Source organism: Frankia sp. BMG5.23 (assembly GCF_000685765.2).
GTDB lineage: Bacteria > Actinomycetota > Actinomycetes > Frankiales > Frankiaceae > Frankia > Frankia casuarinae.
The window spans coordinates 90,739-111,134 of record NZ_JDWE01000013.1 but is presented as its reverse complement, the minus strand read 5'-3'; the positions used below and the strand labels follow the sequence as shown (position 1 = coordinate 111,134).

Genomic DNA, 20,396 nt, shown 5'->3' with positions numbered 1-20,396 from the left:
GGATCGTCGTGTCGGAACGCCGGGCACCTCTCCCGGTCGCCTCGATCGCCTCATCAACCGCGTCCCGCGAGACGAACGACGTCAGGACCCCCAACGAAATCCAGTCCGTCAGCTGGCTACCCGTGTCCGTCACAGCCCAGGATCATGCCGTCAACCCGGCAGATCCACCCGAACCGACACACCACAGCCAGCCAAGATCCAAATAGTGGAAGTGGCATTGGGACTAGGCCCCTTCTCCGCCAGTCTGGTCGAGCTGTATTGGGAGTGGGAACAAGACCCGAGTGTATTGGTCGGATACGGTCGTCAGACTCCGGACTCACTCGAAAACCGGCGAGAAGGAGTCCAGCATCAGGCACGAGGTACCGACGATCAACTACGATTCACCGTCTACGACATAACGACAACCCCGCCAACCCCTGTGGGGACCACTGCCGTACTCATCGATCATCACGTACGGACCGGCGAGTTTATAATCCAGCTCAACCCGTCCAGCCGAGGCAAAGGTATAGGAACCGAAGATACCCGCCTAACACTCGATTACGCCTTTCATATTTCCAATCTTCGATGCGTCTACCTGTCGGTGCTGACCCCGAACACAGGAGCAATCCGCGCCTACGAGAAGGCCGGATTCCGGAAGATCGGGGAACGGCGACAGTCCGGGTATTGGCTCGGCCAGTCTGCCGATGAGACCCTCATGGACGCTATACCGGCAGAATTTCCCGGACCCTCCCTCGTGCGACAACTAGTCAATCCGGATTCGTAACAATCGCGCCGTTTCCGATCTAGCTTCGCTGCGCGTCCGACTGGCCGCGACGTCGACCGTTCTCGCCGTACCCGCCCGGAACCTTGAGGACTTCGGGCGGAGGTACGGCGTTGTCCAGTTGCAGGATGCTTACAACCGGTGAAGACTCTCGAAAGTGTGGGACGGCTGATCTCGAATCGTTGCGACCAGGGATATTGTCATGGTCGGAGGTCCATGAAGTCGGCCATCTCGCTAAGGCCACTACTCTTTGCGGTGCGGACGCCGGTAGCATCCAACAATGTGCCGACCAATGAATGCGCCGTCCGTTGATTTCTCAGCCATTCGGGAGCAGACTTTCGGATGCTCACCAGAGTTCTCGTTGCACCCGGGTAATTATGCGTAGAGACCTGCGCTTCGGCCACGGTCAGTAGATGGCGAGACCACCTACCCGAAGACATCTTCTTCGATGGTCGGACGGACCGAGCCAGGTGGAGTGCTAGAGACGGATCGCCACCTATAAGAGTGTTTTCAACGGATGCCGTCTCGACCACAGTCGGCCCGAAAGAGATCCATGCATGCGGCCCGTAATCTATCCTGTCGGTCTCGACCCGAACAGCCGCCATGCGAGCAAGTTGGATCAGTTCGTGCGATGTATCAGGCCGGTTATTTCGGGATGCCGCGCTACTACCTCGAAGAAGCAATGTTCCCCACACCGAGAGATGCTGAGGTGTGGCCTTGGTCATCGAAGGTTCGATGTTTTCGGCAGCGCGTACCGCGATTTCTTCCGCTTCATCGAAGCGCCTTTGTCTTAGTAGATACCATGACAGCACGCCGGTGGCGGTCGCATCTAGGATTTCGCTACCCGCACGGGATGACGTCTCCTTTGCCTTCATCACAGACCAATAGCCGAGGTCTTCGTGTCGAAGGTAGATGAGTACGGCCCCTGCAAGGCGGTACGCCTGAGCCAGATAGCGCAATGCGGTTAGTTCATCGTCGCCGTCATAGTGCGACACTGCTACTTGTGCCGCATCGAGTATCCCGGGCAGCTCTGTAGCGGCGAGCTGATAGCGAGAACTGTTGTAAGCGCGCCCCGCCCGAGCCAAGGTTTTGCCAATTTCGTCTAGCGCGGGTGGTTCGCTGGCGGGGGCAGAATTCAGGCTATCCGACGAAGGCATTAGCGTCTTCCGCAGTGCCCAGAGACTAGGTTCCTGAAGAGAGTCCCGCGGCGCCACAGATTCGCCGTTATCGAAAAGCTCAGAGGTCTTAACGTTCAGACCACGGGCCAACGCATGAAGCGTTTCTATTCGAGCCCCCGCCCGTCGATTCTGCTCTAGCTTTCTGATTACGGCGACGCTGACACCAGAGCGTGCGGCTAGCTCTTCCTGTGAGAGAGAGCGCCTACGCCGTATCTGGGCAATCCTGTCACCAGGCATTATGTCGGGCATGCCGTCACCTCCGATGCGGAGCGTAGCAGAGGCCCGCAAGAATTCCCACCGACTGCTCAGGACGTCCCGCAAGTTCGTAGGCCCGGGATTGACTTTCTGAGGCCCGAAATCGGCCAGACCCCATGACGACTTTCGGAGCCGCGCGAGAGACACGACACATGGCCCCCGGCTCCCGTCATGCTGACGGGCTAGATCCACTGGAGGCTGACTCCCGGTGCTCCGCGCGTAGGGGACCGCCCGGCGGTAGATCAAATAGAGCAATCAGCTACTTCAGTTGCGGGCTTGCCGGCCCCGTTGGGCCCGACGAATCCGGCGACGACCCCCTCGGGAATCGTGAGGTCGAGACCGGTGACGACGGTCCGGCGCCCGTAACGCTTGGTCAGACCCTGGACGTCGACGGCGGCCGGCCGGTCTGTCTCAGGTACCGGCCGGGTGGTGCCGGGCCGGGTGGCGCCGGGCCGGGTGGCGCCGGGTGATGGCGAACCGGGCCCGCCAGTGGTTGTCATCATGGGAATCAGACTGGTGTGGCCGCCCCCTCACGTCGTCCGTCCAGCGGCGGCATCGTCGTACGCAATGTGACGCAGCACCGGGTACGCCCAGCCGGCTCAGACGAGGCCGGCCTGGTGGGCCAGGACGGCGAGCTGGGCCCGGTCCCGCGCCGCCAGTTTCACCATCACCCGGCTCACGTGGGTGCGGGCCGTCGCCGGACTGATCACCAGTCGGGCGGCGATCTCGTCGTTGGACAGCCCGTGGCCGACGAGGCTCATCACCTCGCGTTCCCGCACGGTCAGCCCGCGCAGGTCCGGGGCGGCGACGGCGGCTGGCCGGCGGGCGAAGGTCTCGATGACGAGTCGGGTCACCGTCGGGGAGAGCAGAGACTCGCCCGCGGCGACGACCCGGATCGCTCGCAGCAGGTCGGCGGCCTCGGTGTCCTTGAGCACGAAGCCCGAGGCGCCGCCCCGCAACGCCTCGAAGACGTATTCGTCCAGCTCAAAGGTGGTGACCATGACGACCCGGGTAGCGGCCAGGTCGGGATCCTCGACGATCGTCCGCAGCGCCGCCAGCCCGTCGAGGACCGGCATGCGGATGTCGAGCAGCACGACGTCGGGTCGGGTGGCGCGGACGAGTTCGACCGCGGCCCGACCGTCCTCGGCCTCGCCGACGAGCTCCAGATCGTCCTCGGTCTCGATGAGTACCCGCAGCCCGAGCCGCACCAGCGGCTGGTCGTCGGCCACCGCCACCCGGATCACGAGCGGGTCACCCAGCTGGGGAACGTCCGGCCGCCGCCGGTATGCACCGGAAGCTCGGCCCGGACCTGCCAACCGCCGGCCCGGACCGGTCCGGCGGTGAGGCTTCCGCCGAGCTCCGCGGCCGTGCCCGGCTGGTCGGTGACGTCGACGACGAGCCGGCCGTCGATGATCCCCATGGTGACGCGCACCCGTACTCCGTTCGGCTCCCCGTGCCGGAGCACGTTGGTCAGCGACTCCTGAATGATGCGGTAGGCCGCCAGATCGAGGTCCGCCGGCAGGCCCGTGAGATCCTGGGAGTCTCCCTGCGTGACGAGCTCGACGGGCACCCCGCAGAGCCGGACCTCGCGCAGCAGGCTCGGGAGTCGGCCGAGTCCCGTCAACGGGGTCCTGGGCGGCTCGTCAGGCGCCTCGCGGGCCCTGCCGGTCCCCCCTCCCGGGTATCCGTCGAGGACGCGGCGGCGGCGCTGGTGGTGGCGGCGGCGCTGGCGGCGGCGGTGACGGAGTCCGCGGCCGCCGCCGGGTCCGCCCGCCGGCCGGCCCGGGTGAGCGCCAGGGTGGCCCGCAGCTCGTCCAGCGCGTCGACGCTCGTCCGGCGGATGGCCTCCAGGGCCACCTGGGCCTGCTCGGGACGCCGGTCCAGCACATGCAGCGCCACCGCGGCCTGTAGGGAGATAATGGACCGGCTGTGGCCCACGACGTCGTGGACCTCGCGAGCCATCCGCAGCCGTTCCTGTTCGATCCGGCGGCGGGTCGCCTCCTCCTTGGCCTGCGCAGAGGCGATGCGGTTGAGTCTGATCAGGGCGCCCACGAAGGCGGGGACGGTGCAGGACGCGACCGTCCCGATCATCGTGATGCCGAACTTCCAGCCGCCGTCGGCATATCCCCGCAGTAGCGCGACGACCGAGCCGAGGAAGATCAGCAGAACGCAGACCCCCACGGCTCGGCTCGTCGTCCGCTGGTCGTGGCGCAGCCCGACCGCGAGCCCGGACACGATCACGGGAAAGAAGGCGGGGCCGTGCGGGTAGCCGGTGCCGAGGTAGCCGCCGAGGAGCAGGCTCGTGGCCATCAGCATGGCCAACGGAGCCCGGCGGCGCAGGGGGATGGCGGCGGCCAGCAGGGCGAGCAGCACGTAGGCGAAGGCATCCAACGGCCGGGAGGGGGGCACCTGGTCGGCACCAACCTCCCCGGAACCGCGGAGCAACGCCGCCGCGGTGAACGCGGTGAACAGGAGGTCACCGATCACCGGGAAGATGCCGCGCCTGGCCTCTACCATCTCTCCGACGGTAGCGAGCCGCCGTCGTGCCGACATCCGCCACTGGACGTATCCGGCGTACGGGCCGGGACGCAGCCGGGAGCCGGGACGCAGCCGGGAGGAGGAAGCGCCCGGCCGGTGGTCGACCGGTTTCGACGTGTCCTTGCGATGCCCTTGTTACGGATTGTCTCCTTGTTACGGTTACGCTGCGGCCTGAGGGTGGCCGTCGCGGCCCGAGGGCTCACGACGGCCGGTGGCGGGGAGGTGCCAGGAGGATGATCCTCGCGATCGAAGGCGTTGACGGCGCGGGCAAGAACACGCTGACCGGGCGGCTGGTCGCCCGCCTCACCGCCGCCGGCCGCAGCGTCGCGACGCTCGCCTATCCCCGCTATGCGACCGAGCCCCTCGGCCCGGCGGTGCGTGGCCTGCTGGCCGGCGATCCGCGGCTTGCGCCGCTCGCGGCCTCCCCCCGGGCGAGCGCGATGATGTTCGCGCTCGACCGGGCCAACTCCCGTCCCGAACTCGACGCTCTCGTCCGTACGCACGATCTGATGATCATCGATCGTTACGTGGCGTCGAACGCGGCGTACGGCGCGGCGCGGCTGCCGGCCACCGAGCGGGAGAGCTTTCCCGCCTGGATCGCCGAGCTGGAACTCGGCGCGCTCGCGCTGCCGGTGCCCGATCTCCAGGTCCTGCTGCGGATCCCGGTGGGGACGGCGCGGGCGGGTACGCTCGCCCGCGCCGGGGCCGACCGGGGGCGGGCGCTGGACACCTTCGAATCCGACGACGGGCTGCAGGAGCGGTGCGCGCGGATGTACGAGGAGCTGGCGGCCCGGAGTTGGGTCTCCCCGTGGCTGGTGGTGGACCGGGAGACTGGTGTCGACACGATCTGCGAACACCTCGCCACCCGGTAGGGACGCTACGGACAGTGAGACCATCCCGGGTTTTCCGGGTTTTCCGGGTTATGCAGGTTATGCAGGTTATGCGTTAGGCCGAGGCCAGCGCCTTGGCTCGCCGGGTGGCACGTTCCGTGGTCCGCGCCAGCTTCGCTTCCTGCTGCGTCGCGAGGGCGTCGAGCCCGGTGACGAAGGCGGAGACCTCCTCGCGGGCCTTCTCAGCCTCGCCATTCAGGCCCTCCAGGTCGAAGAACCGCCAGTGACGCAGGACCGGCAACACCACGTCGTCGTGGTGGATGCGCAGGTTGTAGATGCCGGCCCGGGCGATCTGGATCGCCTTGCGGCCGAAGTCACGGATGCCGGTGCCGGGCATCTGGAAGTTGACGAGCTCGTCGCGGATGGCCACCACAGTACGCGAGGGGTCGAGCTCCAGCGCCCCCGCGATCACGTTCCGATAGAAGATCATGTGCAGGTTCTCGTCCGTCGCCACCCGCGTGAGCAGCTTCTCGGCGATCGGTTCCCCGCAGAAACGGCCGGTGTTGCGGTGGCTCACCCGGGTCGCCAGTTCCTGGAAGGAGACGTACACCGTTGCCTCCAGCGGGGACTTGTTCCGGCTGTCGTAGCCCTTGCCCATCTGGTACATGCGGTTGCGTTCGAGGGCGATCGGGTCCACCGCCCGGGTGACCAGGAGGTAGTCGCGCATTGCTATGGAGTGGCGCCCCTCTTCGGCGGTCCACCGGTGCACCCAGCTTCCCCAGGCGCCGTCCTGGCCGAACGCGTCCGCGATCTCTCGGTGGTAGCTGGGCAGGTTGTCCTCGGTCAGCAGGTTGACCTCGAACGCGATCTGCGCGATCTGCGAAAGCTTCGACTGCCCGGGCTCCCAGGGGAGGCTGTCGAAGTCGCGGCCCTCGCCCCAGGGTACGTACTCGTGCGGCATCCATTCGGCAGCGACGCCGAGATGCCGGTTCAGGTTGGCCTCGGCGACGGGCTCCAGATCGCGTATCAGGTCGATGTCCGTGAGTGATTTCATTGGGGAACTGTTCCAGAGGGATCATGTGTTAACCATGTCCCGCGGGTGTGGATTACCGAGCGTGGAACTGTTCCGCCGAGGCAGTCCCGCTGCGGGACCGGGCCTCCTCGCCAGGCCCGGCGAGGAGGCCCGGGCGGACAGTCCCGGCGCGTCCGGTCGGCATCCGGCTCACACCGAACTCTCATGATGCTCGGATGAACTCGATGCGGACGATGCCGGCATCGCCGTTCGCATCGCCGTCCACCCGCCGCATCGAGGTCGCGTCCAGGGAGCCGGACATGTCCACTGCCCCGCGTGTGCTGGTCGTCGACGATGAGCCGAACATCGTCGATCTGCTGCGGATGGCGTTACGTTTCCATGGTTTCGACGTCCTGACCGCGACCACCGGTCGGGCGGCGCTTGAGTTGGCCGTCGCGGCCCGGCCGGATCTGATGATCCTTGATGTGATGCTGCCCGACATCGACGGCTTCGAGATCTGCCGGAGGTTGCGCGCGGACGGGCACCCGGTACCCGTCGTCTACCTGAGCGCGCGCAACGCTCACCGGGACAAGATCGCCGGCCTCACCTACGGCGGCGACGACTACGTCACCAAGCCGTTTGCCGTCGACGAGCTCCTCGCCCGGGTCCGGGCCGTGCTGCGCCGGACGTCACCTCCGCCGGCCGAACCGGCACCCGCGCCGCCGTCCCCGCTGCGGTTCGCCGACGTGGAACTTGACCCGGACGCCCATCTCGTCCGCCGCGCCGGGGAGCCGATCGACCTGTCGCCGACGGAGTTCTCCCTGCTGCGGTACTTCCTGACCAACCCTAACCGGGTGCTGTCCAGGACCCAGATCCTCGACGCGGTGTGGAGCTACGACTACGGGGGCGAGTCGACCATCGTGGACCAGTACGTCAGCTACCTGCGGCGCAAGCTCGGCCGGCACGGCCCGTCCCTCATCCACACCCAGCGCGGTTTTGGCTACGTGCTGCGCCTTCCGGTGGCGGGGTCCAACCGGTGACGCTCCGCCTGAAGCTGATGTCCGGCCTGATCGCGCTGACCGCACTGGGACTGGTCATCGTGGGTGGGGCGAGCGTGTTCGCGCTGCGTGCCTACCTGGACGACCGGATCGACCAGCAGCTCACCCGCGCGCGGGTGCTGGGCGGCCTGCCGGTCGCTGTCTATCTGTCCCGGTGGGAGGCGCTGGGCCGGGCCGGGGTGGAGCGGGCCGTGGCGCCGACCGACTACCTGGTGGAGATCCGGCGGACGGACGGGACGGTGCTGCGCATCGCGGGTTCGGTGACTCCCACGCCGCCGGCCACGCCCCTGCTGGACGCCGCCGGGGACCGGGGTGCCACACCGTTCACCGTCATCGCCGACCGGGAGCGGTACCGAGCGGTCGTCCGGGACAGTCCGCGCGGGCCGCGGGTCCTCGTCGCGCTGCCGCTGAAGCCGGTCACGGAGACGGTCCACCGACTGGTGATGATCGAAGTTGCGGTGGGTCTCACGGTGCTTGCCGCGATCGCCGTGCTCGCCTGGGTGTGGCTGACCCGTGGCCTGCGCCCACTGCGTCAGATGATCTCCACCGCGTCGGCGATCGCCGGGGGGGATCTCGACCGGCGGGTGCCGGCGGGGTCGGCCCGTTCGGAGACCGGTCAGCTCGCCACGGCCCTCAACACGATGCTCGGCCAGATCCAGGCCGCGTTCGCCGCCCGGGTCACATCCCAGGAGCAGCTCCGCCGCTTCGCCGCCGACGCCTCCCACGAGCTGCGGACGCCGTTGACCTCGATCCGCGGCTACGCCGATCTGCTGCGCGGCGGAATGGTGACGGCGGTCGACGCGGATGACGCGCTACGCCGGGTCCAGGAGGAGGCCGCCCGAATGAGCACCCTTGTCGACGACCTGCTGTACCTGGCCCACCTCGACGAGCAGCGACCGATGCGGCGGGCCGGGATCGACCTCGCCGGGCTCGTCCGCGACGCCGTCGCCGACCTGCGGGTTGCGGCCCCCGAGCGCCCGGTGAGCGCCGAGCTCCCGGCGAGCTGCGTCGTCCTCGGCGACGAGAACGCGCTGCGCCAGCTCGCCGGCAACCTCCTGACCAACGCCCGCGTCCACACCCCGCCCGAGACGCCGATCGAGGTGTGGCTGCAGGCGCTGCCAGCGGACGCCGCGCCGACCGGCCCCGCCGGCCCCGGGACCCCCGGGGGCGCGGAGCTTCACGTCATCGACCACGGGCCGGGCATGCCACCGGAGGTCGCCGAGCACGTGTTCGACCGCTTCTACCGGGCCGCGGACAGCCGGGCCCGGGGGCATGGTGGCAACGGATTGGGGCTGTCCATCGTCGCGGCGACCGCCGCCGCCCACGGCGGCCGGGTCGAGGTGTCCAGTGCCGTCGGCGCCGGCACGGTCTTCCGGTTCCTGCTGCCGGTGCCGGTGCCGGAGGCGGCATCGTGGAGCCGGTAACGGACATCATCTTCGTGTGCCGTAGTACTACAGTCGTAGTGATCTCTATGTGGTCTCTTTCCGGCGAATCGGTCTTCAGCACTGATACGGCCAGGGAGCAGGCCCGCGCCTATCTGGAGGGCATGCTGTCGCGTACAGAGCGTACAGTCAGGGTGCCGGCAGGTTGTGGTTCCCGGCGACGGGCCTGCGACTTCCGTCGTTGCCCGGCGCCGGTGCGCCGTATAGCGCGGCGAGCGCGCCCACGGCGCGCGTCACCGCCTCGCGTAGCTCCGGGGGGTGGAGCACCTCCAGATCCGGGCCGAGTACGAGCAGCTCGCGCTCGGCGTGCCGGACGGACTCGATCGGCACGACCGCGCGTACCCAGCCGTCCTCCTCCGGTGCGCTCGCCGTCTCCCGGACGGCGCGGGCGACCGCCGGGGGTAGCCGGAAGGGGGCCATCGTCACGCCGGTCGGGGAAAGCCGCACGGTCGCCCGCGTCCGGTAGACCTCGGATTCGTAGCGGGCCGTCCAGCCGGCCCAGTAGGCGCCGAGGTCGAAGCTATGCGGCCGTTCGAACGTCTCGGTGGTCGTCTCAAGGCTGAGGATCTTCGCGACCCGGTACACCCGGGGCAGAGTGGCCGGCCCGCCCGCCGGTTCCGTGCCTCCGCTGCCGTCCGCACTCTCGGTGGCGCCTGCGGCTCGGGTGCCGTCAGGGTCTCGGGTGCTGCCAGCGTCCTCGGCCAGGCCTACGCCCTGGGTGCCGTGTGCGACGTTGGCGACCAGGTACCAGGTGCCGCCTTTGAGGACCACGCCGAGCGGTTCGAGGTGGCGGATGATCTCGCGGGGGGCCCGCCAACGCCGGTAGGTGACCCGGACGCGGCGCTGCTCCCACACCGCCGCTGCCACCTCGGTCAGCAGCGGCGTGTCCTCGGTGGCCCGGAACCAGCCGGGCGCGTCGAGATGGAAGCGCTCCCGCACCCGGCCGGCCCGTTCGCGCAGCTGCTCGGGCAGCGCCGCCATCAGCTTCAGTTCCGCCGCCGCGAGCATCGTGCCGAGCCCCAGCTCGCCGGCGGCCGCCGGCATGCCGGCGAGGAACAGGGAGTCGGCCTCGCCGGAGGTCAACCCGGTCAGCCGGGTGCGGAAGCCGTCGAGCAGCCGGTACCCGCCGGTGGCACCGCGGTCTGCCAGCACCGGAACCCCGGCCTCGGCGAGGGACTCCAGATCCCGGTAGACCGTCCGCACGGAGACCTCGAGCTCGTCGGCGATCTCACGCGCCGTGAGCCGCCCACGGGTCTGCAACAGCAGCAGGACGGAGAGGAGCCGGCTGGCACGCATGCCCGATTCTCCCCGGGCCATACCTGCCAGGAGAAGTCAGGTATGGCTTCGAGGATGGGATCCGACGCATCGACACCGGAACGCGAAGGAGATCGCCATGGCGGGAACGGACCCGGCTCGGGAGACGGGTGTGGACAGGACCGGGGACACGGCCGCTACCGGTGCGGCGGCTGGGTCCGCAAGTGCTGGCTTCGCGAGTGACGCGGCGGTGACCTGGGCCGGACTGATGCTCGACTGTCCGGACGCGAAGGAGCTCGCGACCTTCTACGGCACGTTGACCGGCTGGGGCGTCGCCGGCGCCGACGACGAGGGGGCCTGGGCATACCTCACCCCACCGGGGACCGAGATCATGATCGGTTTCCAGCGGGTGGCGGGCTACCAGCCGCCGCGCTGGCCGGACCAGGACGCCCCGCAGCAGTTCCACCTGGATTTCCGGGTCGCCGGCCTGACGGCCGCCATCGCCCTGGCGGAAGGCCTCGGGGCGAGGCAGGCCGAGTTCCAGCCGGGCGGGGACCGGTGGCGGGTGCTTCTCGACCCGGTCGGTCACCCGTTCTGCCTCTGCCCGCCGGCCGCCGCAGGCTGACCGCCTAGCCGCCCGTGCTGGTCAGGGCGGGTTGTACAGGTTGTAGACGCGGCGGGCGTTGTCCGCGCAGATGAGCCGGGCGACCCGCTTGGCGTCCGCCGCGGTCCAGGCGTCGTCGGCGACGCCCGCCGCGAGGAACGCCGACAGCCCACGCCGGAACAGGACGGCCCCGAGCAGGTACAGCTCGCCGAGCGCGAAGGCGTCGGTGGAGAAGAGGAACTTGCCGAACGGGGCGAGTTCGAGTGCCTGCGCGAGCAGGCCGGCCGAGCCGCGGCCGCAGTTGTGGATGGCGAGCCCGAGGTCAAGGTAGATGTTCGGGAACACCTGGGCCAGGTAGCCAGCCTCCCGGTGGAACGGGTAGCAATGCAGCAGCAGCACACTGACCTCGGTCGGTGCTATCGCCCGCAGCAGGCCGGTGAGTAGCAGTGGGTTGCCCCGGCGCAGGTCGATGTCGCTGTCCCCGTATCCGACGTGGATCTGGATGGGGAGCCGCGCGTCGACCCCGCACCAGATGAGGAAGGCATGCAGGGTGGGGTCGGTCAGCCGGATCGGGGCGCCGGCGCGGATCTCGTGGATCCAGCCGCGAGCGGCGGCGGCGACCTCGCGGTCGGTCGGTCGCTGTGCGGGCAGCTCCAGGCCGCCGCGGTAGGCCGCGACCGACTTCACCGCGACCATGGTGGGGCGGGTGGACTCGAGCCGGGCCCGCACGGTGTCGGCGAGGTGGGTCATGCCGATCTGCCCGGTGATGACGTCGACCGCGGCCTGCTCGGCGACCCGCTCCAACCGCACCACGTCCACGCCGCGTCCGCCGGCGAGCTCGGCCAGCTCCGCGGCGCTGGTCAGCGGCTCCGGTTGGAATCCGGCGTCAACGCAGAACGTGGTGATCCCGCAGGCACGCAGCAGCCGCCGGTGCACCTCGGCGTGGCCAAGCTCCGCCCGGCGTTCGAGGTAGTCTTCCGGCGCGGCATGCGCCGGCAGGTCGAGCACCGGCGCGCACCAGCGCCGCAGGGCGAAGCCGATCTGGCTGTCGAACAGCGTCGTCCCCGGTGGTCCGGGGTGTTCCGCCTCAGTGATCATGCTTTCGAATTCCGGGCGAGTCAGATCGCGGCCGACCAGACCATGGCAGTGATGGTCGACGAGCTCGTGATCTACGAACGGTTCCACCGGGCGGCCCACCCATCGATGATCCCCCCTGGAAGGTGGGGTCATGCCTGACCGTACTGGACACACTCGGTCATCCCCAAGTCCACGGCGGCCCTGTGGATAACTTGTGGATTACTCCTGGCTTCCTGGGGACAGTCGTTCCGAAAGTCGATGATGTTGCCGTGTTTTCATCTCTTCTTGCGTCGGCGGCAACTGTGGACAACGCTCGGAGCGCTTGTTATGAACAGCTGGCTTCTCCTTCGATCCGGCCGAATTTTGTCGCTCTCCGTAACATCGCGGGAGAGTGAGGCGCCGCCGTGCCGTGCGCCCCGCCCGGCGTCCGGCAGGCGTACGCGCGACCATGGGGACAGGGGAGACCCGTGGGGAAGGTGAGGATGAACGAGCCTGCGTTGGACGAGTTCGCCCCTCGGATCATCGCCGGAGAGGATCGTAGGCGTGATCGGCTCGCCTCGGCGGCCCGGCATGCGGCGACGAACCTGGAGGTACGCGGCGTCGTCTGTGTTGCGGTGACCTACGTCGACAACAGCGGCATCACTCGGATGAAGGGGGTGCCGATCGGCCGACTCGACGCGGCGGCGGTGTGGGGCGTCGGCGTGTCGCCGGTGTTCGACGTGTTCGGCGCCGATGACTCGATCACGACAGGGCGCTACGCCGGGGGTCCCGTCGGGGATCTGCGGCTGCATCCCGACCTTGAGCGGCTGACACCCCTCGCCGCCCAGCCCGGCTGGGCCTGGGCCCCCGCCGACCGTCGCGACCAGGACGGCCGACCGCACCCGCAGGACGGCCGGGAACTCGTCCGCCTCCAGACGGCCCTGCTCGCCGAGCACGGCCTGACGGCGATGATGGCGTTCGAGGTCGAATGGGCCGTTTCCCCGGCCGGTTCCGACGAGTTCGCCCCGGCCGCTTCCGGGCCGGCGTACGGGATGATCAGGGTGGCCGAACTCGGTGACTACCTGCGGGATGTGGTCACCGCGCTCACCGAGGAGGGGCTGGTCGTCGAGCAGATCCATCCCGAGTACGCGGCCGGTCAGTTCGAGGTGTCCGTCGCCGCGCAGGATCCCCTCGGCGCCGCCGACACATGCGTGCTGGTCAAGGAGACGGTGCGCGGCGTCAGCAGGCGCCATGGCCTGCGCGTCTCGTTCGCCCCCAAGGTTCTCGTCGACAACGTGGGCAACGGCGGCCACGTGCATCTGAGCCTGTGGAGCGACGATCCCGACCGGCCGCCGGCCCCGCCCCGGCCCACGGCCTCGGGCGGAGGCCCGGGCGGGGCGAACTCCGGCGGCCCGTACCCGGACGGCCCGTACCCGGACGGCCCGTACCCAGGTGGCCTGGCCCGAACCGGTGGGGGCTCCGCCCGCCCGGGCCGGATCAACCTCATGGCGGGTGGCAACGGGCCGCTCGGACTGACCGCTGCCGGGGAGGCGTTCGCCGCCGGGATCCTCGGCCGGCTGCCGGCGCTGATGGCTCTCGGCGCCCCGAGCGTCGCCTCCTACCTGCGACTGGTGCCATCGACGTGGGCGGGTGTCCACGCCTGCTGGGGTCGGGAGAACCGGGAGGCCGCATTGCGTATGATCCCCGGGCCGCCGGCCGCGGTCGGCCAGGCGGCGAACCTGGAGGTGAAATCCTTCGACCTCACCGCGAATCCTTACCTTCTGGTGGCCGGTCTGCTGGCCGCCGGGCAGGCGGGGCTAGCGGCGGCGGCCACGTTGCCGGAGCCGGTGGACGTTGACCCGGCCTCGCTCGACCCCGCCGAACGGGCCCGCCGCGGCATCCGGCGCCTGCCCACCAGCCTGGGCGAGGCGGTCGCCGCCTTCGAGGTCGACGAGGTGTTGCACCGCGCCCTGGGACGGGAGCTGCACGACACGGTCGCCGCCGTCCGGCGCGCGGAGATTGACCGGTTCGCCGAGGCCGCCCCGGCCGCCGTCGTCGCGGCGACCCGCTGGCGGTACTGACCTGCCGGCGGTGCTGACCGGGTATCAGCCCACCCGGCGCAGTCCGGCCGCGGCGGCGGCCCGCTCCAGGTCCTCGACGCCGAAGGCGTCGACCGGGCCAAGCGCGCCGGCGCGGGCGACGGTGCCCGCGGCGAGATGTCCCGCCATCCATGCCATGATCCGAGCGGTGAAGGCATAGGGGTCGCGACCTTCCAGCCGCACGGTGGCGAGTTCCCGGCCGGCGGCGTCCCGGGCGAGCGCGAACACCTGCGCCCCGGCGCGGGCCCGCGCCGCCCGGTCCGGTCCGCGGCCGGTCGTCCGCAGGGCGGACCGGGCGGCGGCGGCCAGCAGCGCCCGGCTCGGCGGGAAACGACGCAGCCCGGACAGGGGGAACGACAGTGCCTGCCCCACGCGGATGCCGCGGTCGACGCCGCCGATGTACGTCGCGACGTCGGTCAGCGCCGGTGCGAGCCGGGGCAGGGTGAACGGCTCCCCTCCCGACCACAGCACCGCCGGGTGTCCCCGCCTGCCGCCCGACCCGCCGGTGACCTTGCCGGACGACCGGAAGGACCGCACCTCGCGGGCGAGCGGGCGCTCGACCAGGACGCCGCCGCGCAGCACGATGACGGGCTCGGTCAGCGCGGCCAGCAGGGTCGCCCGCGTTCCGCTGCTCATCCCGAGAGCGCCCATGACGAGGTAGCCGACGTCGAGGCGGCGGGCTTCGCCGCCGGCCGCCTGCAGGGCCAGTGCTCCGGCGAGGTTGCCGGGGACGAAGTCGAAGCCGGCGCCGGGGATCAACGCCGCCCCGGACGCCGCCGCTCGCGGGCCGACCTCGGTGAAGACGTGCCGCAGGAACGCGCCCTCCCCGGAACAGTCCAGGTAGTGCGCGCCGACCGCGGCCGCCGCCGCCACGACCGGTCGCCCGAACCGGCGGAACGGGCCCACCGTGGAGACGAGCACGTCCCCGGTGCCGAGCCCGAGCAGGCGGGCCAGCGACGCGCCGTCGGCCGCGTCAACCACGTCGGCCGCGTCAACCACGTCGGCCGCGTCAACCACGTCGGCCGCGTCAACCACGTCGGCCGCGTCAACCACGTCGGCCGCGTCAGCCACGGTGGTCTCCAGGCCGTCGTAGGCGGCGGCGAGGGCACGGACCCTGGTCTCCGTGCGGCCGGCGAGGACAGGTCGGTGCCCGGCAGCCACGAGTTCCGCGGTCACCAGCCGGCCGGTGTAACCGGTCGCGCCGAACACTACGATACGGGCCGTCATGGGTCCCGACGTTATGCCCATCTGTCGAAGGTGGCCCTTGAGACGTTACTTTGGCACGTAGGGGCCTGCACACCCCACAATGATGCGCACCCGTCCGAGGAGGCGCGTGTGCGTAAGGTACTGGTTGCAAATCGTAGCGAGATCGCCGTCCGTGTTTTCCGAGCCGCTCAGGAACTGGGCCTGCGCACGGTGGCGGTCTACACGCCCGAAGACGTTTCCGCGCTGCACCGGACAAAGGCGTCCGAGGCCTACGAGATCGGTGGCCCCGGGCACCCGGTGCGCGGATACCTGGACATCGATGCCCTGCTCACCGTGGCCAAGCAGGCGGAGGCCGACGCGCTGCACCCCGGCTACGGCTTCCTGTCGGAGTCGGCGGTGCTCGCCGATGCGTGCGCCACCGCCGGCGTCACCTTCGTCGGACCGCCCCCGGCGGTCCTGCGGCTGACCGGAGACAAGGTCGCCGCCCGGGACGCCGCGCTGGCCGCCGGGCTGCCGGTGCTGCGCGCCTCGGTGCCGCTGCCGGAGGGCGCCGGGGCGCTCGCCGCCGCCGAGGAGGTCGGCTTCCCGCTGTTCGTCAAGGCCTCCGCCGGTGGTGGGGGGCGCGGCCTGCGGCGGGTGGAACGCCCCGCCGACCTCGCCGACGCGGTGGCGAGCGCGTCCCGGGAGGCCGCCGCCGCCTTCGGGGACGGCACGATCTTCCTGGAGCAGGCGGTGGACCGGCCGCGCCACATCGAGGTCCAGATCCTGGCCGACGCCTACGGCAACATCATCCATCTGTACGAGCGGGACTGCTCGGTGCAGCGCCGGCACCAGAAGGTCGTGGAGATCGCCCCGGCGCCGCAGCTCGACGAGGCGGTCCGGGCGAGCATCTGCGCCGACGCGGTGCGGTTCGCCCGGCATGTCGGCTATGTCAATGCGGGCACGGTCGAGTTTCTTCTCGGCGCCGACGACCGGTACACGTTCATGGAGATGAATCCCCGGATCCAGGTCGAGCACACGGTCACCGAGGAGGTCACCGGGGTTGATCTGGTCGCGGCGCAGCTGCGGATCGCTGATGGGGAGAGCCTGGCCGGCCTCAACCTCACCCAGGAGCAGATCGTCCTGCGCAGCACCGCCATCCAGTGCCGGGTCACCACCGAGGATCCCTCGGATGGCTTCCGGCCCGACATCGGGACGATCAGCTTCTACCAGTCACCCGGCGGTCCGGGGGTGCGCCTCGACGGCGCCACGTACCCGGGGGCCGAAGTCAGCCCGTACTTCGACTCGTTGCTGGTGAAGCTGACGACCCGGGGTAACACGCTGGAGAAGGCGGCGCGGCGCGCCCGGCGGGCGCTGAACGAGTTCCGGGTCCGCGGGGTGCGCACGAACATCGACTTCCTGGTGCGGCTCCTCGCTGACCCCGGCTTCCTCGCCGGCGGGGTGAGCACGTCGTTCATCGATGAACGGCCGGAGCTGCTCGCTCCCGGCAAGGGGGCGGACCCGACCAGCCGGCTGCTGGCTCGCCTCGCCGAGAGCACGGTGAACGGATTCCCGCGCCCGGCGGTCGCCCTGACCGACCCCCGGGAGTTGCTGCCGCCCGCGCCCGCGCAGGTGGCGGCGTCCGGCGGCACGGCGTCCGGCGGCACGCAGCCGCCGGCGGGATCCCGGCAGCTGCTGACGGAGCTCGGGCCGGCGGGCTGGGCGGCGTGGCTGCGCGCCCAGGAGGCGCTGGCCGTCACCGACACCACCCTGCGTGACGCCCACCAGTCGCTGCTGGCCACGAGGCTGCGCAGCTTCGACATCCTGGCGGCCGCCCCGTCGTACGCCGCGCTGACGCCGAACCTGCTGAGCCTGGAGGCCTGGGGCGGGGCGACCTACGATGTCGCGCTGCGCTTTCTCGCGGAGGATCCGTGGGAGCGGCTCGCCGCGCTGCGCCAGGCCGCGCCGAACATCTGCCTGCAGATGCTGCTGCGGGGGCGCAACGCGGTCGGGTACACCCCCTACCCGGACGACGTCGTCCGGGCGTTCGTCGCCGAGGCCGCGGCGACCGGCGTCGACATCTTCCGGATCTTCGATGCGCTGAACGACATCGAGCAGATGCGCCCGGCGATCGAGGCGGTGCTCGGTACCGGGGCGATCGCCGAAGGGACGCTCTGCTACACCGGTGACCTCTCCGACCCGGCGGAGCGGATCTACACCCTCGACTACTACCTGCGCCTCGCCGAAGAGCTCGTCGAGACGGGTGTGCATGTGCTTGCCGTGAAGGACATGGCGGGACTGCTGCGCCCGGCGGCGGCGGCCACGCTGGTGACGGCCCTGCGGGAGCGTTTCGACCGGCCCGTCCACCTGCATACCCACGACACCGCGGGCGGCCAGCTCGCCACCCTGCTCGCGGCGTCCGCGGCCGGGGTGGACGCGGTGGACGCCGCCGCCGCGCCGATGTCCGGCGGCACCAGCCAGGTCAACATGTCCGCGCTGGTGGCGGCGACCGACCACACTCCCCGGGCGACCGGCATCGCGCTGTCCGCGCTGTCCGCGATGGAGCCGTACTGGGAGGCTGTGCGCGACCTCTACGCCCCGTTCGAGGCGGGGCTGCGGGCCCCGACCGGGGCCGTGTACCGGCACGAGATTCCCGGCGGCCAGCTGACGAACCTGCGTCAGCAGGCGATCGCGCTGGGACTGGGGGACCGGTGGGCCGAGGTCACCGAGTGCTACGCGATCGCCAACGAGCTGCTCGGCAAGCCCATCAAGGTGACGCCGACCAGCAAGGTCGTCGGTGACCTGGCTCTGTTCATCGCCGGCGGATCCGTCGACGTGGACCGGTTGCGTGCGCATCCCGAGGAGTTCGACCTGCCGGCCAGCGTGCTCGGCTACCTCGCGGGTGAACTCGGCACGCCGCCGGCAGGCTTCGCCGAACCGTTCCGGGAACGGGCGCTGGCCGGGCGCCGTCCGTCGCCGCCGTCCGTCGACCTCGACGCGGCGGACGCCGACGAGCTCTCCTTCCCGGGGGCCCGGCGGGTGGCCCTGTCCAGGCTGCTCTTCCCCGGCCCGTGGAAGGACTATCTGCGGGCGGTGGACGCCTACGGGGACTCCTCCGTGGTCCCGACCGACGGCTTTTTGTACGGGCTGCGGCCTGGCGTTCCGCTCACCGTCACCCTGGAGCCCGGGGTAGAGATCATCGTGGAGCTGGAGACGCTCTCCGAACCGGACGACTCCGCGATGCGCACCCTGTACCTGCGGGTCAACGGCCAGCCCCGGCCGGTGCGGGTCCGGGACGCGTCCATCACGGCCACCACCACGGCGGCCCGTCGGGCGGACGCCGCCGATCCGAACCAGGTGGGCGCCGGGCTGCCGGGCATCGTCACGTTCAGCGTCGCGGTGGGCGACACGGTGACGAAGGGCCAGCGGCTGGCGGTGGTGGAGGCGATGAAGATGGAGGCCGCGGTGACCAGCCCGGTGGGCGGGACCGTCGTGGAGCTCGTCCGCTCCAGCGGCGACTCCGTCGAGGTCGGCGACCTGCTGCTTACTCTGCGTTCCTGATCTCGCCGGTCGGGGCCCGCCTCCGCGGGGGTGTCGTGGCCGGGGGCATCCCGGCCACGTTCCTCGCCTCCCGGTCCGGGCGGAAAACCCAGGCGCGTAGCAGAAGGAACCGGATGACCGTGGAGGCCAGGTTCGCCAGCACCAGCACGGAGAGTTCGAGGCCGCGGCCGGGGTTCGTGCTCGCCGCGTGCAGGAGCGCGAGCGAACCGCTGGTCAGGCCGAGGCCGACGGCGAACACCACCAGGCCCTGCAGATGGTGGCGACCGGCGCGCCGCGGACCGGTGAGACCGAAGGTCAGCCGCCGGTTCGCCGCGGTGTTCGCGACCGCCGTGAGAAGCAGCGACAGCAGGTTCGCGATCTGCGCCCCGGTGACTGTCCGCAGCAGGACGAAGAGCACCAGATAGGACAGCGTGCTGGCGACCCCGATCGCGGCGAATCGCAGGAGCTGACCGGCGAGTCCCTTCGGTACCCCCGGGACCTCGACGACCTTGCCCTCCTCGGCGTGGCCGGCGGTGAGCGGACCTCGGCCGAACTCCTGGTGCAGCTTGGCGAGCGGCAGCTTTCCGCTGCCGAACGCCCGCAAGAGGCGGACCACACCCTTCAGGTCGGCGATGGCCGTGGCGAGGACGTCGACGCGGCTGTCCGGATCATCGATCCAGTCGACCGGGACCTCGTGGATGCGCATCCCGGCCCGTTCGGCCAGGACGAGCAGTTCGGTGTCGAAGAACCAGCCGCTATCCTCCACCAGGGGTAGCAGGCCCGCCGCGGCGTCGGCGCGGATCGCCTTGAAGCCGCACTGCGCGTCGGAGAACCGGGCCGCCAGGGTCCTGCGGAGGATCAGGTTGTAGCAGCGGGAGATCACCTCCCGGCGCGGTCCCCGCACGACCCGGGAGGCGGGGGAGAGCCGGGTGCCGATAGCGAGATCCGAGTGGCCGCTGATGAGCGGAGCCACCAGGGGCAGCAGCGCGGCGAGGTCGGTCGACAGGTCGACGTCCATGTAGGCGAGCACCGGTGCGGGCGAGAGGCCCCAGGCCGCCCGCAGTGCCCGGCCGCGGCCCTTGGCCTCGAGGTGGATCGCGGCGACCTCGGGGAGCTCCTTCTCCAACGCCTGGGCGATGGCCAGGGTGCCGTCGGTGCTGGCGTTGTCGGCGATCGTGATCTGAAAGGGGTACGGGAACGTCCCGGTCAGGTGGGCGTACAGCCGTCGGACGCAGGGGGCGAGGTCGTTCTCCTCGTTGTACACGGGGATGACGACGTCCAGCACCGGGCGCGGACGGCCGCCGTCCGGCCCGAGCCACCCGGGCTGATGATGTTGAACGGGAATGCTCTCTCCGGTGCTCCCGGTCGTCTCGAAGGTCCCGGTCATCACGGTCATCCCGGAGATCACGGTCGTCCCGGAGGTCTCGGTCGTCCCGGAGATCACGGTCGTCGAGGAAGGCATCCGTGTCATCGTCATGCTCTCCACCCTCGGTTCGGGAGCTGTGCCGCTCGTGTGCCGATGCTGTGCGCCTGCTGTGAGCGCCGGCCGGGCTGAGGACCGTCTCGGTGGTTGTGGTTGTGGTGC

The 20,396-nt window shown here is 70.4% G+C and carries 16 protein-coding genes and 2 pseudogenes; 7 read left to right on the top strand and 11 right to left on the bottom strand.

Annotated elements, in window-relative coordinates; translation table 11 throughout:
- Positions 1-196: 196 nt before the first annotated feature.
- Positions 197-763, top strand: a complete 567-nt coding sequence (locus BMG523DRAFT_RS22890) for a GNAT family N-acetyltransferase (RefSeq protein WP_083494774.1) — start codon at positions 197-199, stop codon at positions 761-763.
- A gap of 197 nt (positions 764-960) precedes the next feature.
- On the opposite strand, the gene BMG523DRAFT_RS22885 is transcribed toward BMG523DRAFT_RS22890, so the two are convergent.
- From BMG523DRAFT_RS22885 to BMG523DRAFT_RS08790, 6 genes and pseudogenes are all read right to left on the bottom strand, one after another.
- Positions 961-1,917 carry an XRE family transcriptional regulator gene (locus BMG523DRAFT_RS22885; RefSeq protein WP_131728979.1) on the bottom strand — a complete coding sequence of 319 codons (957 nt, stop codon included), beginning with the start codon at positions 1,915-1,917 and terminating at the stop codon, positions 961-963.
- Positions 1,918-2,001: 84 nt separating this feature from the next.
- Positions 2,002-2,175, bottom strand: a pseudogene (locus tag BMG523DRAFT_RS27300) (helix-turn-helix domain-containing protein); the annotation flags it as partial.
- A 293-nt stretch (positions 2,176-2,468) separates the two neighbouring features.
- A pseudogene (locus BMG523DRAFT_RS26350) lies at positions 2,469-2,696 on the bottom strand (ABC transporter ATP-binding protein); the annotation flags it as partial.
- 96 nt (positions 2,697-2,792) lie between these two features.
- Positions 2,793-3,437: a response regulator transcription factor gene (locus BMG523DRAFT_RS08800; protein WP_011434768.1), complete on the bottom strand. Its 645-nt coding sequence runs from the start codon at positions 3,435-3,437 to the stop codon at positions 2,793-2,795.
- Entirely contained in the window at positions 3,434-3,817 is a 384-nt protein-coding gene (locus BMG523DRAFT_RS08795; protein WP_011434769.1) for a sensor histidine kinase, read from the bottom strand. The genes BMG523DRAFT_RS08800 and BMG523DRAFT_RS08795 overlap by 4 nt, the downstream gene beginning before the upstream one ends.
- Positions 3,814-4,710: a histidine kinase dimerization/phosphoacceptor domain-containing protein gene (locus BMG523DRAFT_RS08790; protein WP_023840881.1), complete on the bottom strand. Its 897-nt coding sequence runs from the start codon at positions 4,708-4,710 to the stop codon at positions 3,814-3,816. Before BMG523DRAFT_RS08790 ends, BMG523DRAFT_RS08795 begins: the two co-directional genes overlap by 4 nt.
- 254 nt (positions 4,711-4,964) lie before the next feature.
- Between BMG523DRAFT_RS08790 and BMG523DRAFT_RS08785 the strand changes: the two genes are divergently transcribed.
- Entirely contained in the window at positions 4,965-5,603 is a 639-nt protein-coding gene (locus tag BMG523DRAFT_RS08785; RefSeq protein WP_011434771.1) for a dTMP kinase, read from the top strand.
- Positions 5,604-5,676: 73 nt separating this feature from the next.
- Here BMG523DRAFT_RS08785 and BMG523DRAFT_RS08780 read toward each other — a convergent pair whose 3' ends face one another.
- Positions 5,677-6,615 carry an acyl-ACP desaturase gene (locus BMG523DRAFT_RS08780; RefSeq protein ID WP_011434772.1) on the bottom strand — a complete coding sequence of 313 codons (939 nt, stop codon included), beginning with the start codon at positions 6,613-6,615 and terminating at the stop codon, positions 5,677-5,679.
- Positions 6,616-6,893: 278 nt separating this feature from the next.
- Here BMG523DRAFT_RS08780 and BMG523DRAFT_RS08775 point away from each other — a divergent pair, with 278 nt between their 5' ends.
- Both BMG523DRAFT_RS08775 and BMG523DRAFT_RS08770 read left to right on the top strand, forming a co-directional pair.
- On the top strand, positions 6,894-7,613 hold the full coding sequence (locus BMG523DRAFT_RS08775) for a response regulator transcription factor (protein ID WP_011434773.1): 720 nt from the start codon (positions 6,894-6,896) through the stop codon (positions 7,611-7,613).
- The gene (locus BMG523DRAFT_RS08770; protein ID WP_043590860.1) at positions 7,610-9,055 is read left to right on the top strand and encodes a cell wall metabolism sensor histidine kinase WalK; all 1,446 of its coding nucleotides are present in this window, start codon (positions 7,610-7,612) and stop codon (positions 9,053-9,055) included. Before BMG523DRAFT_RS08775 ends, BMG523DRAFT_RS08770 begins: the two co-directional genes overlap by 4 nt.
- A gap of 147 nt (positions 9,056-9,202) precedes the next feature.
- Here BMG523DRAFT_RS08770 and BMG523DRAFT_RS08765 read toward each other — a convergent pair whose 3' ends face one another.
- Positions 9,203-10,369 (bottom strand): YafY family protein, encoded by a 1,167-nt coding sequence (locus tag BMG523DRAFT_RS08765; protein WP_011434777.1) that lies wholly within the window; start codon positions 10,367-10,369, stop codon positions 9,203-9,205.
- 226 nt (positions 10,370-10,595) lie between these two features.
- Here BMG523DRAFT_RS08765 and BMG523DRAFT_RS08760 point away from each other — a divergent pair, with 226 nt between their 5' ends.
- The gene (locus BMG523DRAFT_RS08760; RefSeq protein WP_108913712.1) at positions 10,596-10,952 is read left to right on the top strand and encodes a VOC family protein; all 357 of its coding nucleotides are present in this window, start codon (positions 10,596-10,598) and stop codon (positions 10,950-10,952) included.
- A gap of 21 nt (positions 10,953-10,973) precedes the next feature.
- Here BMG523DRAFT_RS08760 and BMG523DRAFT_RS08755 read toward each other — a convergent pair whose 3' ends face one another.
- Positions 10,974-12,116, bottom strand: coding sequence for an amidohydrolase family protein (locus tag BMG523DRAFT_RS08755; RefSeq protein WP_235462992.1), 1,143 nt, complete (start codon positions 12,114-12,116; stop codon positions 10,974-10,976).
- Positions 12,117-12,490: 374 nt separating this feature from the next.
- Between BMG523DRAFT_RS08755 and BMG523DRAFT_RS08750 the strand changes: the two genes are divergently transcribed.
- The gene (locus BMG523DRAFT_RS08750) at positions 12,491-14,068 is read left to right on the top strand and encodes a glutamine synthetase family protein (RefSeq protein WP_023840878.1); all 1,578 of its coding nucleotides are present in this window, start codon (positions 12,491-12,493) and stop codon (positions 14,066-14,068) included.
- A 24-nt stretch (positions 14,069-14,092) separates the two neighbouring features.
- Here BMG523DRAFT_RS08750 and BMG523DRAFT_RS08745 read toward each other — a convergent pair whose 3' ends face one another.
- The gene (locus BMG523DRAFT_RS08745; RefSeq protein WP_235462990.1) at positions 14,093-15,313 is read right to left on the bottom strand and encodes a saccharopine dehydrogenase NADP-binding domain-containing protein; all 1,221 of its coding nucleotides are present in this window, start codon (positions 15,311-15,313) and stop codon (positions 14,093-14,095) included.
- A gap of 108 nt (positions 15,314-15,421) precedes the next feature.
- Between BMG523DRAFT_RS08745 and BMG523DRAFT_RS08740 the strand changes: the two genes are divergently transcribed.
- Positions 15,422-18,832, top strand: a complete 3,411-nt coding sequence (locus tag BMG523DRAFT_RS08740) for a pyruvate carboxylase (protein WP_011434782.1) — start codon at positions 15,422-15,424, stop codon at positions 18,830-18,832.
- Here BMG523DRAFT_RS08740 and BMG523DRAFT_RS08735 read toward each other — a convergent pair.
- On the bottom strand, positions 18,816-20,273 hold the full coding sequence (locus BMG523DRAFT_RS08735) for a bifunctional glycosyltransferase family 2/GtrA family protein (protein WP_235462988.1): 1,458 nt from the start codon (positions 20,271-20,273) through the stop codon (positions 18,816-18,818). The two genes, BMG523DRAFT_RS08740 and BMG523DRAFT_RS08735, sit on opposite strands and share 17 nt — an antisense overlap.
- Positions 20,274-20,396 lie beyond the last annotated feature (123 nt).